Raw genomic sequence first — 14,185 nt, 5'->3', positions numbered from 1 at the left:
TGCCTTACTGCATCTTCTTCTACGCGTCGATGGTGTTTGCCGCCATTTATGGCTTCACCGGCTTCAAAATCAGAATGATTGATGATGAAGAAGCTCAGCAGTTGGCCGAAGAGCGTGGGATTTTACTGACGCAATAATCAGTAAGCTTTGACAACACCGCGCATCCAGCATGAGTGACGACTTGCTGGATGCGTTTCCCCCTCACCCCAACCCTCTCCCACAGGGAGAGGGAGCTGATAGTCCCTGCTCTTTTGGAAGTAAAGAGGTCATCTCAGTAAGTACTCCCCCCTCATCCAAGATACATCACCCTGCATTTTCAAACCTACTCGAACGGTCCCCTTTTGAGAGCTGTCCAGAGTGCGTAATTAGCCCGTGCAGCTTCGGAAAGTAGGGAGTAAGAACAAGAAAGGCAAAGTATTACGCAAAGCAATCAACGAACTCGATCGGTCCCCTGTGGGAGAGGGAGCTGTTACGGAGTACTTGGTCAACCCGATAAATTAATAAAACATATTAATATCAAACAATTATATGGTTATTGAACTAGCTTGTGCTTTTGATGCATCCGCGTCGTTTCAGGATGTCATGGGTGTATCAATGGACTCGATCGGTCCCCTCTCCCTGTGGGAGAGGGCTAGGGTGAGGGGCATCACCTAACGCAATGACATACCTCTCTTCACTTAACAGATTTCTCAGCATGAAAATGCCATCATTTTTTCTTATCCCCGCCAGACAAAAAGCCAATTTACCTTGTCGCCAGGCACAGAGCATAATGCCTTGGTACTCTGATTTATCATCATAAAAGGTAGCTCTATGTCACTTGCAACCCCACCGCTGGCCACGCTAAGCGTCTCCGATGCCAGCACTGAGGATATGGCCGCCATTCAACAGATTTACGCCCACCACGTGCTTTACGGGCCAGCCTCGTTCGAAGAAACGCCCCCAACGTTGGCTGAGATGCAACAACGGCGTAATAACGTCTTGGTTGCCGGGTTGCCATGGCTGGTGGCGAAGAGAGAAGACCGTGTCGTGGGCTATTGCTATGCCACGCCGTATCGGCCGCGACCTGCTTATCGCTATACCATCGAGGATTCGGTCTATGTCGCCGAAGGCATGCAGGGGCATGGGATCGGTAAGGCGTTACTCAGCGCATTGATTGCCCGCTGTGAGCAAGGCCCATGGCGGCAAATGCTGGCAACGATTGGCGATGCCGCAGGTAACGCCGGCTCCCTTGCCCTACACCGCAAGCTGGGCTTCACCAGCATCGGCACACTAAGCGGCGTCGGGTTTAAATTTGGCGGTTGGCTGGATACGCACATTATGCAGCGGCCGCTGAATGGCGGCAGCCATACGCTGCCTTAGGCCCTTTCCGGGCAAGCTGCTGATTTTCAACTATAGTTAATTCTGTCGTGGCTTAGCGATCCCTGTGTGCATTCATGCATTCACTAAACATAAACAGTCGGGAGAGACGGATGAAAATTTTTCTGTGGATTATTGCGATTATCTTTATTGTTGGCCTACTGACCATTACCGGTGTGTTCAAACTGATCTTCTAGTTCTCACCACCATTGGGCGCATCAATGCGCCCAATGGCGGATAGAGAGTTGATGGAGAATGGTCTGCCGTATCCTCTTTGCATCAAGCCTTAAAACGGGCCCGCACCGAACTCACCCCGGAGACCACCAGCATCACAACGCCACCGGCGATCAAGCCGAACACCGCATTCAGCAGCGTTGGGGTCAAGCCCCCCAGGATCGCACCTACTCCAGGTACCACCGCAGAATAACTCGCCCAGTCGGTAAACAGGTGATGCACCGGCGGTAACCCGTGGGTCAAAATCCCGCCACCCACCATAAACATGGCCAGGGTACCCACCACCGACAGCGTTTTCATCAGATAAGGGGCTGCGCTGACAATACCGCGCCCTAACGATTGTGCTAGCGCGCTACGCTTACGAGCCAGGTAGAACCCCAGATCGTCCAGCTTGACGATACCCGCCACGATGCCATACACCCCCACCGTCATCACAATGGCGATGCCACACAACACAATCACCTGCTGGCTAAAGGTGGCTCCGGCTACGGTACCCAACGTAATAGCGATAATCTCGGCGGAGAGGACAAAGTCGGTACGAATGGCGCCTTTGATTTTGCGCTGTTCATAGACCGCAACGTCCTCACTGGTGTCCAATTCCGCTTTCTCTTCTGCCTCTGCGCTCTTGCGGTGCATCAGGCTGTGGTAAACCTTTTCAAACCCTTCGTAGCAGAGGTAAGCCCCACCGACCATCAGCAACGGCGTAATCGCCCAAGGGGCGAAAGCGCTGATCAGCAATGCCAGCGGTACCAGGATCGCCTTGTTGATAAACGATCCCTTGGCCACCTTCCACACCACGGGAATTTCACGATCGGCCTTAACACCGCTGACCTGTTGGGCATTGAGCGCCAGATCGTCTCCCAGTACCCCGGCGGTCTTTTTGGCCGCCATTTTCGTCATCAGCGAAACATCATCCAGCAACGAAGCAATGTCGTCGATTAGGGTTAATAAGCTACTGCCTGCCAAAGTGCACTTTCCTTATCAAAGGGTGAGATAGCCATACCGGTTTAGCATAGCGGGTTGAAGACATGAAGAGGGAAAATCTTAATGATTTTACTGTAGGCGCGGGCTTAAGTCGTGAGTTTTGCAACATAGGGAAACGATAACCTGCCGCGACAGGCGGCAGGTTAATAACTAACGCTTTATTCCGTGTCGTTCTTCGCCAGGGCGGCATCCTTCTGGCGGCGATAATCCCGCGCCGCCGCCGGTATCGGCGTTACCTTACCGGTTTCAATCCAGGTGCGCAGGCGGTTAGCGTCCGCAAAATGGGTATATTTGCCAAAGGCGTCCAACACCACCAGCGAAACGGAGCGGTTGCCGATCACGGTACGCATCGCCAGGCAATGCCCAGCCTGATTAGTGAAGCCGGTTTTGGTCAGCTGAATATTCCATTTCTGGTTGTAGACCAGATGGTTGGTATTGCGAAACGGCAGCGTATAGTTGGGATCCTTGAAGGTCGCCATCCGTTCGGTAGTGGTGCTCAACTGGCCGATCAGCGGGTACTGCTTGGTCGCCAACATCAGCTTGGTCAGGTCCCGCGCGGTAGAAACGTTATGAATCGATAGTCCGGTCGGTTCAACGTAATGGGTATTGGTCATGCCCAGTGCTTTAGCCTTGGCGTTCATCGCCTTGATAAAGGCGTTATAGCCACCGGGATAATGATGCGCCAGGCTGGCCGCAGCCCGGTTTTCCGACGACATCAGCGCCAACAGCAGCATATCCTTGCGGCTGATTTCACTGTTCAATCGTACCCGGGAGTAGATGCCTTTCATTTCTGGCGTCTGGCTGATATCTACCGACAGCATTTCGTCCAGCGGCAGGCGGGCATCCAGCGTCACCATCGCCGTCATCAGCTTGGTGATCGAGGCGATAGGCACCACTTCATCGGGGTTACGTGAATAAATCACCCGATGCGTTTGCATATCCAGCACCATGGCACTGCCAGAAGCTAGCTCAGGCTGGGTGGCTTGCACTGCGGCGGGTTTATTGCTGGCTAATGCACTCGGCACCAGTCCAGTACCGGCTTGTAACGCGAGCAGGGTTAGAACCAAAACACGGATTTTCACATGTATTACTCTGTAACGGAGGAGAGAACCGACTGCGTGGAATTATAAGTGAGGGCTATAGAATTGCACTGTGATTGTGCGTAGCGATTTGTGACAAAATCTATCGGCGCAAAATTTATGCAACCCGCAGGCGTACTGGCTTGTACGCCCGCAAGGTAAAAGTTACAGCGCTGGCTGCCAGGCAGATTGCGGCAACAGGTACAATCCGGCAGCATGCTGCTCACCGGCCCCCACGATATGCCCGATACCGGCCGCCATTACGGCCAGGGTCACATCGAAAGCATTCAGGCTGTCACCGTAGCCTGCCGTCAGGTTAAACATCGACCCGTTGGCCAGCAGATACAGCGTTTTGTCTGCCAGTTGGTAAGCATTTACAAATGGCATTGGCTCGCTGTGCGGCAAGGCCTGCAGGAAACCGACGTCTATCTCTTCCGCGACATGCCCAACGTTGAGGATAAACACTCCATCCTTGGCACGTTCCAGATGCCGTGCAGACAGCACGTTTTTGGCTCCAGTGGCCGTAGCAATGACATCGGCCTGCTCTACGGCAGTGGCTAAATCGACGACCGCCCAACCATCGTAACGCGCTTGCAAAGCACGGGCCGGATCGATTTCCGCCACAATAACTTGCCCGCCATAAGCCTTGGCAGAGGCTGCTACGCCCTGGCCTACCAGCCCATAACCAATCACCACTACACATTTTTCATGCAGCGTCAGATGGGTGGTCTGGAAGAAGGTATGCCAGGCGGTCAGCCCAACCATGTGGCGATTATGCAGCCCTTCTTTTACCGGCAGGTCATCCCAGTTAAAGATCGGGTAACGTGGCGCAATGCCCCCCAAGCGGCTAATGCCTGAACCCGTCGCTTCCAACCCGGCCTTGATCTGCGGGCCATTGGCAGATTGATGCAGGCGAGTAGTCAGATCGGCTCCCATCTCACACAGGTGAGTCGGCCCCCAGGCCAGCGCGCGGTCGAACGATTCAGACCAGTCGGCATCGCTCATATCACGCCAGGCGTGCGCTTGGGCACCGTGGCGTTCCAGCCAGGCCACGACGTCATCCTGTACCGGCGTCGGGTTACAGGTGGTGAGATAAATGGCCGCGCCCTTATCCAGCAGCCCAGCGACCAGCGGTGCCATTTTCAGATCCAGGTGCATATTACACGCCAGGCGCACGCCGTGCAGATCCGGTAAAGCCGCTACTGCCGCGCGGGTACGTGGCATATGGCTCATGGCCCACTTCAACTCACTGTCAAAATCCTGATACATCGGTTACTCCTTTACTACGCCACGCCGCCAAGGCATGGCAGAATGATTAATCTGCATCGCATGGCAGCTATTATCACTTATCTCACAGCAAAAAACCGAGGTGACTATCATGGCAGCAGCATTAGTGATTGTTTTTCCGATCTATCAGGGGGTGACTCAGTTGGACTTTACTGGCCCGCACCAGTTTTTGTCCCGTTTGCCAGATGCTGAAGTGATTGTGGCTTCTATGGCCGGGGAAACGGTCACTGCCGATGGTTTGCATTTTGCGGCACTGCGTTCACTTGAGGATATTGAACGCTGTGATGTGCTGTGCGTGCCCGGCGGCGGAGGTTGTCTAGACGCGATGCAAGATGAAGGTTACCTTGAGCAAATTCGCCGTTTGGCGGCCGGAGCGCGTTACCTCACTTCCGTATGTACCGGCTCCCTGATCCTGGCCGCAGCGGGATTGCTGAAAGGCAAGCGCGCTACCTGCCACTGGTCGATGCGCGATAGTCTGGCATTGTTTGGCGCTATCCCCTGCAATGAGCGCGTGGTGCGTGATGGGAATATCATCACCGGCGGCGGTGTCACTGCTGGTATCGATTTTGCGCTGACGCTGATTGCCGAACTCCACGGGGAAGCAACCGCCCAGGCGATCCAGCTCGGTATGGAGTATGCGCCAGCACCGCCGTTTACAGGCGGGACTCTTGAACTGACTTCCGCAGCGGTGGTGCAACAAGTGCAGGCCACGATGGCGGAAAATTTACGGCGCCGCCAGGCCCTAGTGGCACAAATTGCGGCACATCATCAAAGCTAAATTCATCGTAATGAAGGAGCAACAATGACAGATTTGGCCCACTACATTACCCAATACGGCTACTGGGCGCTGCTGATCGGCTGCCTGCTTGAAGGGGAAACCATCACCCTGCTGGGAGGGATTGCGGCACACAACGGATTGCTGCGCCTGCCGCTGGTGATTGCGGTGGTGGCGATTGGCGGCGCCCTGGGCGATCAGGTGCTCTATTTCGCCGGGCGCCATTTTGGTGGACGAGTGCTTGCCCGTATCGAGAGCCAACAAGCACGCATTGAACGCGCCCAAAAGCTGATTGCCAGCCACCCGATTTTATTTGTGATTGGCGTACGTTTTATGTACGGGTTCCGTCTTATCGGCCCGGTGCTGATCGGTGCCAGCAAGCTGCCCCCGTCGCGCTTTATCCCGCTGAATATTCTGGGGGCTATCCTGTGGGCCACGCTATTTGTACTGCTCGGCTATTTTGGTGGCCAGGCCATCAGCAGTTTTGTCAGCGGTAGTGACAAAAAGCTGTATAGTCTGCTGCTCTGCGTAGTGGTGATCGCCGCTATTCTGCTGCTTCGCTACTGGTGGCGGCGGCGTCACGCACAATAAGACTATTTGTTGAGCATCAGCTTCAGCCCCAGTAAGGCCAGCACGCTGCCACCCAGGCGATCGAACCAGGCTTTGAAACGCAGGTAGACGCGGCGCGGGCGCGGTGACGACAGCACAAACGCCACAAAGGCATACCACAGCAGATCGACGGCCAGAGCAATCAGCGGCAACACGATATACAGCACCATGGGGATCTGATGGCTAAGCAGCGCCGCAAACACGCTGCCAAATACGATAGCGGTGTTCGGGTTGCCCAACTGGGTTAGCAGCCCGGTGGTGAACGCCCGGCGAAAGCCTAGCTGCTGGCCGCCAACCGCTTCGATCATCAATGGCTGATTGGCTCCACGTAGCATTTTGAACGCCAGATAGATCAGATAGGCCCCACCCAGCACTTTCAGCGTGGTATACAGCCAAGGCAACGCCAACAGCAGCGATTGCAGCCCCAACAAGGCGATTAATGCGAAGATAAAACAGCCGATCCCCATCCCCAATGCCACCGCCATCCCATCGCGCCGTGACGAAGCCACCGCCGTTCGCGCTACCAGAATAAAGCTTTGCCCTGGGCTCATTGCTCCCAGCGTTATTGCGCCAGTTATGCTGATTACCGATAGCATCGTTTCGTTGATCATCTGCTTTTCCCCCTCGCCTGATTTAGTCATTCAAATTAACGCGGAGGCTAAAATAAAAGCAATAGCGACGTAAGGATACGGGAGTAAACCCGCGCCATGTTCCCCCCCGTCAGGCATTGCCCTGCATCATCAACGCCACCAACTCCCTGGCCGCCTTCTGTTGCGGCTGGTGCTTCAGCCAAATCAGGTGCACCGGCAGGCGCAGTTCGTTTTTGGTATTTTTAAATTTCAGGCGGATCAACCGGCCCTGTTCCAGCAATGGCGCAGTTAACGACAACGGGAAGTTGCCCCAACCCAGCCCGGCCTCTACCATGCTTAGCGCCATCGGCAAACTGTCGGTACGCCAGAAGGATTCCGCTACCTGCGGGCGTGTGTCGGCCATAGGCAAGTCACGGCTGGCCACCATGATCTGCCGCACGTTGACCAGTTCCTCCAGAAACAACTCGGCACCGCTAGCACCCAGGGCCGAATGCTGCGCCGCAATGGTTGCCACCAACGATTCGCTACCCACAAAGTGAAACTGTTCCTGGCTGTTAACCTCCAGCCCGCCGAATGCCAGGCACAGGCTAACCCGCTGTTGATGCAGCATATGCAACACATCATCTTGCGGAGCTGTCAGCACCTCGATATCCAACAACGGGTAGCGTTCCGCCAGCGCTTTCACCGCCACCAGCAGACCGCTGCTGTTGATATCAGACGCCACACCGATCGACAACCTGCTCTCCAACCCCTGAGAAAGCTCAATGGCATGGATCTGCAACTGTTTGAGCTGCTCGGCAATCAAGCGCGCATGGGGAGCCAGTGCCAATGCCAGCGCGGTGGGCACCGGTTCGCGGTGTGAGCGATCAAACAGCTGAAAGCCCAGCTCCGCCTCCATATTGGCGATCCCCATGCTGACCGCCGAAGGCACGCGCCGCAATGCCCTGGCTGCCGCCGAGAATGAGCCGCGATCCAATACGGCCAAAAACAGTTCGATATTGTCACTGGAAAAATTCATCGTCTTACCTGTCAGAAAAACTGACAGCTCCTGACTTTTTCTATCAATAGGATTGACGTTATCTTACGCATCGGGTTGCCGGACGTCATCAGGCACGAAAAACAAAGCAGGAGAAAAGCATGCAAGGCGTGAAACGCAAACTGGTCTATGTGACCGCTTATGAAGTTATCGGTATGGTCATTTCGGCCCTTGGGTTGGCACTACTCTCCGGCTCCGCCCCGAGCAGCACCGGGCCGTTAGCGGTGATCATCACCACCATCGCCGTCAGTTGGAACCTGATTTACAACACCTTGTACGAATTCTGGGAAAGCCGCCAGGCATCACGCACCCGCACGCTGAAGCGCCGCATTCTGCACGCAGTGGGCTTCCAACTGACGCTGGTGGTTTACCTGATCCCGCTGATCGCCTGGTGGATGGAGATTTCCCTGGTGCAGGCCTTGCTGCTGGATATGGCGCTGATCGTGATTATTCCCTGCTATACCTTTGTGTTTAACTGGGCCTTCGACAAAATATTCGGGCTGCCAACCTCCGCCCTGCCTGCAGCCGAATCGGCATGATCGAGAGTACCTCCTGCCTAGGTGGGAGGCACGCTATCAAAACCGGGATTTCGTCCATTCGCGCAGCCGTTGAATATGCAGGTACAGCGCAGGAATAAAGAAGATCCCGACCAGCGTTGCCAGTAACATCCCGCCAAATACGGTAATACCGATAATTTGGCGGCTCATCGCCCCGGCCCCGGTAGCAAATACTAGCGGCATGACCCCGAGAATAAAGGAGATAGCCGTCATCATCACCGCCCGGAAACGTTGCCTGGCACCATCCTGCGCGGCTTCGCGAATGCTGGCCCCCTCTTCACGCCGCGCCTTCGAGAACTCGACGATCAGGATGGCATTCTTGGCCGCCAGACCAATCAGCAACACCAGCCCGATTTGGGCATAAACGTCGTTGGCGAACCCCATCATGCGTAACCCGGCGACCGCCCCCGCCACGGCGAAAATCACCGATAGCATCACCACCAGCGGGATGCTCCAGCTTTCATACTGAGCCACCAGGAACAGATAGGCGAACACCAGCGCCGCCAGATAGATCAACAAGGCTTGGTCACCGGTCTGTTGCTCCTGCCAGGACAGGCCGCTCCAACTGTAGCCATAACCCTTTGGCAACTGCTCGGCCAATAAAGACTCCATGGTTTTCATCGCCTGCCCGGAACTAACCCCCTCGGCCGCAGAACCGTTCACCGATACCGCCGGAAACTGGTTGAACTGGCTGATAAAAGGCGCGCCGATAGAAGGCGTGAGCCGCACCAGATTGGCCAGGCTCACCAGAGCACCGGTGTCGCTGCGTACGTTCAGGCGATTAATTTGTTCGGTACGTTGCCGGTAATCCCTATCGTTTTGTAACTGCACCCGGAACATGCGGTTATTGACTGAAAAATCCCCCACGTTCAGGCCGCCAAGCGAAACTTGCAGCGTAGTAAAGATCCGGCTGACCGGCACCTGCAACAGCGCAGCCCGTTCACGATCGACCGCCAGATCGATATCCGGTACCACGGCGCTGAAGGTGGTAAACACCCGGCTCAGCTCTGGCCGCTGGTTGGCCGCAAAAATAATCCCCTGGGCCACCTGAGCCATTTGCTGCGGCGTTTGCCCCTCCAGCGCCAGCAGGCGTAAATCAAAACCGGCGGCGTTGCCTAGCCCGGCGATTGCCGGTGGATTAACCACCATGATCATCGCCGAGGGGATTGCCGCCAGTCTGCCCTGAAGATCGGCTAACACCCGGTCAACATGTTCGCGTTGGCCCCAGGGTTTGAGCATCACGATGGCGAAGCCCGCATTGGGTGAATTGCCCCCGCTCAGCAGGCTGAAGCCGGTAATTTTGATCACGTCTTCCACCGCCGGGTTTTGTATCACCTGCTGATGCATCCGATCCATCACCGCCTGGGTACGTTCAAGGGAAGCCCCATCCGGCAGCTGTACGTTGACGAAGAAGTAGCCCTGATCCTCCTCCGGCAGGAAAGAGGTTGGCAAACGGCTATAGCCATACCAGGTGGCCAAGCCAACAACGAGTAGTGCAATCACCGTGGTTAGAGCCCGCTTGCTGGCCAATGCGGCCAGGCGCACATAGCCATCGCGCATCCGGTCCATACCCCGGTTGAAACCACCAAAAAAGCCGGTTTGCGCCAGCTCTCGCCGCCGGATCAGCGTGGCACAAAGCGCCGGGGACAGCGTCAACGCGTTGATGCTCGACAGGATCACCGCCGCCGACAGGGTCACGGCAAACTGACGGTACAGCTCACCAGTAATGCCCGGCAGCACCGCAATCGGCACGAAGACCGCCATCAGCACTAACGTCGTGGCGACGATCGGCCCAGCAATCTGGCTAATCGCCTTGCGGGTCGCTTCTGCCGGGCTAAGAGCGGGATCTTGGGCCAGCAGACGCTCCACGTTTTCCACCACCACGATGGCATCGTCCACCACAATAGTCAGCGCCAGAATAATGGCGAACAGGCTCAAAGTATTGGCGGAGTAGCCGAAGACGTACAGCACGGCAAAGGTACCGAGCAGCGACACCGGAATGGTCAGCGCCACGATAAAGGTGGCCCGCAGACTCTGTAAGAACAGATAAACTACCAGCAGCACCACCGCCAAGGTTAACGCCAGCGAAATGGCAATCTCGTGCAGCGTGGCCGTTACCGGGCGGGTGGAGTCATATTTGATGTCATAGCTCATATCGCTGGGGAAGGATTGCGACAGGCGCGCCATCTCCTGGCGTACCGCATTGGCGACATTCAGCGCATTGGCTCCCGGCGTGGGGTAAACCACCAAAAATGCCGATTCCTGTTGGTTCATCGAGGCATTGACCTGGTAGTTTTGTGCCCCCAGCTCCACCCGCGCCACGTCGCTCACCCGCACCGTGCCCCCGTTGGCACCGCTGCGGATAATCACTCTGGCAAACTCCTGCGGATCGGTTAAACGCCCCTGCCCACTGATGGTCAGAGTTTGCTGCTGCTGGGAAGGGGAAGGCGCGGAACCGATCTGACCTGCGGCAGCCTGCACGTTCTGCTGCTGTAACGCCTGCACGATGTCCTGCACGCTGATATTGAGCGACTCCATACGCTGCGGATCGAGCCAGACGCGCATGCTGTAATCGCGGGCGCCAAACACCTGCACATCCCCCACACCGCTGATGCGGGCCAAGGCATCGCGCAGTTGGATACTGGTGTAGTTGCTCAGAAACAGCGTGTCGCGGCTACCTTTGGGAGAAAACACGCTAACGCCCAACAGCAGATTCGAGGCCCGCTTGCGCACCGATACCCCGTTGTTATTCACTTCTGCCGGTAGCTGCGCGCTAACCTGTGAAATACGATTTTGCACCTCCACGGCAGCCATATCCGGATCGGTACCGCTGGCAAAGGTGATGCTCAGCTGATAACCGCCGTTGTTGGCGCTGGTCGATTCCATATACAGCATGTTGCTGACGCCGTTGACCTGAGCCTCGATCGGCGATGCCACCGCCTGAGCCACGTCGCGGGCGCTGGCTCCAGGATAGAGCGCACTGACGGAAACCACCGGTGGCGTGATATCGGGGTACTGTTCAACCGGGATCACCTTGAGGGAAACTATCCCTACCAGGGTGATCACCAACGCAATCACGATGGCAAATTTTGGCCGCCGGATAAAAAAGTGCAGCATCAGCGGCCCCTTATGGTTGCGCGTTGGCGCTGGAGAGAATAGCGTTCACCTGCATTCCGGGCCTGACGTGCTGAACACCGGAGATAATCACCCTTTCGCCAGCCTTGAGCCCGGCGTTCACCTGATAATATTGCTGATGCTGTTCACCCAGAGCCACCTCTCTGACCTCCACGATATTCTCTGGGCTGACCACCAACACAAAGTGGCCCTGCTGGTTTTGCTGTAGCGCAGCAATTGGCACCAGCGTGACCGTCTGCGGTTGCTCGGCGGTCAGGATCACGTTCACCACGCCCCCGGGCAGCAGCAGATGATTAGGATTGGCAAAACGGGTGCGCAGAGTGACGGTGCCGGTGTGGGCATCGATCTGGTTATCTATCGATTCAAAAGTGCCCAGCTCGGGGTAGGATTTGCCGTTGGCCAGTTCAAGACGGGCGGAAAACTGCCCTTCGGCGAGCTTACCCTCCCCACGCTGACGCTGATAGGCGGCGGTAATATAGTCCCGTTCATTGATAGAGATCGCGACACGGATCGGATCGAGCTGAATAATATTGACCAGTGCGCCACTTGCCGCGTTGACCAGACTGCCCACATGAAAGCGGCTGTGGCCGATGCGCCCGGCAATCGGCGCATAAATTCGGGTATAGCTGAGTTGTAACTGCTGCGTATTAAGCAGTGCCCGCGCCTGGGCGACTGCCGCTCGACTGGTATCACGTTCGGCTGCCGCGGCATCGATATCCGCTCTGCTGACCGCGCGGTTATTGCCTAACTGCTGCAAACGCGTCAGGTTTACCTGCGCCAGATTTGCCGTGGCCGTAGCGCTATCTAGCTGCGCCTGAGCCTGCGCTACGGCAGAATGGTGTAATGCCGGCTCAATCTCGTACAGCAAGTCCCCGGCCTTGACCATCTGCCCTTCGGTAAATGGCCGTTTGGCGATAAACCCTTCGGTACGGGTCTTCACCTCCACGGTTTGTATCGCCTCGATGCGGCCAAGATAGTGCAATGCGCGTTCGGGTTGGCTTTGCTCAATCACCGCCACGGTCACCGCAGGCAACGGTGCGGCTACGATCGGAGTGGCGATGGCCAGCAACCACAATGCCATATAGCAGGAGAACCAGGGTGTAGTCATAAGCAGCAAAATCACTCATCAATTAAACCAACCTAAATTGATGAAAATTATAGTTCACCCATTGCAAGTCAGAACGAGCTCTGCTGACGATTTCTTGCAACGGTGCAAATTCGCTTACACCAAGGCTGGCGGGCGTAGCATGCAGCACCCACCAGCGGTTTACTGCGCCGTATAACCACCATCAATGCTGTAAAAGGCCCCAGTGGTGAAACTGCTGTCTGTAGAAAGCAAAAAAACTACCGTTTTCGCCACCTCTTCACGCGTCGCCATACGCCCCATCGGATGGGAGGCAGCCATTTTCTCCCGCACCCAGGTCGGTAATCTGGCCATCGAAGGCGTATCGACATAACCAGGCCCGACGGCGTTGATGCGTATCCCCCGATCGGCAAACTCCAGAGCGGCGGCCCTCGTCAAACCGATAATGCCGTGCTTGGCCGCGGTATAAGGCGCAATACCGGCAATGCCGACTATGCCATTGGCGGAAGAGAGGTTCACTACCGCGCCACCGCCTGCTGCCACAATAGCGGGTAATCCGTACTTCATCCCATAGAAGGTACCACTGAGGTCGGTTTCAATCACCGCGTGCCAATCTTCAATGGGGTATTGATTCAGCGGCACATCATGCGGCCCGGTAATACCGGCATTGTTGACCAACAGATGCAATCGCCCACCAAGGGCCAGCGTCTGCTCTACTGCACTGCGTACCGATTCAGGATCGCGAGCATCCATCACCAACGGAAATACCGATTTTCCTGTCGGATCGATACGCTGTGCCGTTGCTGCCAGTCTTTCACTATTTCTGGCGGTGATCGCTACCTTCGCCCCCCGATCGACCAACTCTTGAGCAATAGCTTCACCAATACCGGTGGAAGCCCCGGTCACCAACGCCACTTTACCCGTAAAATCTTGCATAACGCCTCCCGATAACTTGAGTGAGGCGTTCAGACTAAGGCTTGAGCATGACAGTTTCTGGCAGTGGCTATCCTCCAAAACGCGCTGAAGCATCCCCCTGACAAAAGGACAAAACGAAAAAGCCCTGACAATATTTGCCAGGGCTTTTAGGTTACTGCAGATTTAAAATTCAACATTAATCAACTTACTAACTGGGTACTACTTTCGATACTGCTTAAAATGTACTTGTTTATCACAGATAATATTGGGTATTGAAAAGCTAACTACATCCTCCCCTATACTGGCTGATTTACAAATTTTCACTTACTCACCTCATACTAAATTATAGAGGTAGGGCAAGCTAAACTGGTACATTCCCCCTCGCGATATAAACTTTTGACGCATGGCTTTACTTTCATTGCAACAAACTTACCAGAAAAACTTAACAAGTTGCAACATTAACGCTTGAGAAACAGAGCCTTACATCATCGCGTTGTGGTACACACCCTGCGATCGTCGGTACTGACTACATGGCCTTAAAGCA

The 14,185-nt window shown here is 55.5% G+C and carries 12 protein-coding genes; 4 read left to right on the top strand and 8 right to left on the bottom strand.

Translation table 11 applies throughout. The annotated features are described in order from the left end of the window. Nucleotides 1-810 precede the first annotated feature (810 nt). Nucleotides 811-1,359, top strand: coding sequence for an N-acetyltransferase family protein (locus ACLQ7H_RS01960; protein WP_411751214.1), 549 nt, complete (start codon nucleotides 811-813; stop codon nucleotides 1,357-1,359). A gap of 276 nt (nucleotides 1,360-1,635) precedes the next feature. Here the strand turns inward: ACLQ7H_RS01960 and ACLQ7H_RS01955 are convergent, their stop codons facing one another. From ACLQ7H_RS01955 to ACLQ7H_RS01945, 3 genes are all read right to left on the bottom strand, one after another. After that, nucleotides 1,636-2,556: a DUF808 domain-containing protein gene (locus ACLQ7H_RS01955; protein WP_411751213.1), complete on the bottom strand. Its 921-nt coding sequence runs from the start codon at nucleotides 2,554-2,556 to the stop codon at nucleotides 1,636-1,638. Between the two features lie 176 nt (nucleotides 2,557-2,732). Beyond that, a complete protein-coding gene (gene pbpG / locus ACLQ7H_RS01950) occupies nucleotides 2,733-3,662 on the bottom strand; it encodes a D-alanyl-D-alanine endopeptidase (protein WP_411751215.1) in 930 nt (309 codons plus the stop codon). Between the two features lie 156 nt (nucleotides 3,663-3,818). Continuing rightward, a complete protein-coding gene (locus tag ACLQ7H_RS01945) occupies nucleotides 3,819-4,922 on the bottom strand; it encodes an adenosylhomocysteinase (RefSeq protein ID WP_411751212.1) in 1,104 nt (367 codons plus the stop codon). Nucleotides 4,923-5,031: 109 nt separating this feature from the next. On the opposite strand from ACLQ7H_RS01945, the gene ACLQ7H_RS01940 reads away from it, so the two are divergent. After that, the gene (locus ACLQ7H_RS01940) at nucleotides 5,032-5,718 is read left to right on the top strand and encodes a DJ-1/PfpI family protein (protein WP_411751211.1); all 687 of its coding nucleotides are present in this window, start codon (nucleotides 5,032-5,034) and stop codon (nucleotides 5,716-5,718) included. Nucleotides 5,719-5,742: 24 nt separating this feature from the next. Next, nucleotides 5,743-6,306, top strand: coding sequence for a DedA family protein (locus ACLQ7H_RS01935; RefSeq protein ID WP_209523512.1), 564 nt, complete (start codon nucleotides 5,743-5,745; stop codon nucleotides 6,304-6,306). 2 nt (nucleotides 6,307-6,308) lie between these two features. Here the strand turns inward: ACLQ7H_RS01935 and ACLQ7H_RS01930 are convergent, their stop codons facing one another. Then, nucleotides 6,309-6,935 carry a LysE family translocator gene (locus ACLQ7H_RS01930; RefSeq protein WP_411751210.1) on the bottom strand — a complete coding sequence of 209 codons (627 nt, stop codon included), beginning with the start codon at nucleotides 6,933-6,935 and terminating at the stop codon, nucleotides 6,309-6,311. A 109-nt stretch (nucleotides 6,936-7,044) separates the two neighbouring features. Further along, complete coding sequence (locus ACLQ7H_RS01925) at nucleotides 7,045-7,932, bottom strand: LysR family transcriptional regulator (protein WP_411751209.1); 888 nt, start codon at nucleotides 7,930-7,932, stop codon at nucleotides 7,045-7,047. 119 nt (nucleotides 7,933-8,051) lie between these two features. Between ACLQ7H_RS01925 and ACLQ7H_RS01920 the strand changes: the two genes are divergently transcribed. Beyond that, nucleotides 8,052-8,489: a PACE efflux transporter gene (locus tag ACLQ7H_RS01920; protein WP_411751208.1), complete on the top strand. Its 438-nt coding sequence runs from the start codon at nucleotides 8,052-8,054 to the stop codon at nucleotides 8,487-8,489. A 36-nt stretch (nucleotides 8,490-8,525) separates the two neighbouring features. Here ACLQ7H_RS01920 and ACLQ7H_RS01915 read toward each other — a convergent pair whose 3' ends face one another. From ACLQ7H_RS01915 to ACLQ7H_RS01905, 3 genes are all read right to left on the bottom strand, one after another. Continuing rightward, a complete protein-coding gene (locus ACLQ7H_RS01915; protein WP_411751207.1) occupies nucleotides 8,526-11,624 on the bottom strand; it encodes an efflux RND transporter permease subunit in 3,099 nt (1,032 codons plus the stop codon). Between the two features lie 10 nt (nucleotides 11,625-11,634). After that, nucleotides 11,635-12,750: an efflux RND transporter periplasmic adaptor subunit gene (locus tag ACLQ7H_RS01910; RefSeq protein WP_411751206.1), complete on the bottom strand. Its 1,116-nt coding sequence runs from the start codon at nucleotides 12,748-12,750 to the stop codon at nucleotides 11,635-11,637. A 159-nt stretch (nucleotides 12,751-12,909) separates the two neighbouring features. Further along, a complete protein-coding gene (locus ACLQ7H_RS01905; protein WP_411751205.1) occupies nucleotides 12,910-13,662 on the bottom strand; it encodes an SDR family NAD(P)-dependent oxidoreductase in 753 nt (250 codons plus the stop codon). Nucleotides 13,663-14,185: the final 523 nt, after the last annotated feature.

It is taken from the genome of Serratia sp. (in: enterobacteria) (genome assembly GCF_046715635.1).
In the GTDB taxonomy this organism is placed as follows: domain Bacteria; phylum Pseudomonadota; class Gammaproteobacteria; order Enterobacterales; family Enterobacteriaceae; genus Chania.
The sequence above is the reverse complement of the archived record's forward strand: the minus strand, read 5'-3'. Positions and strand labels throughout refer to the sequence as shown.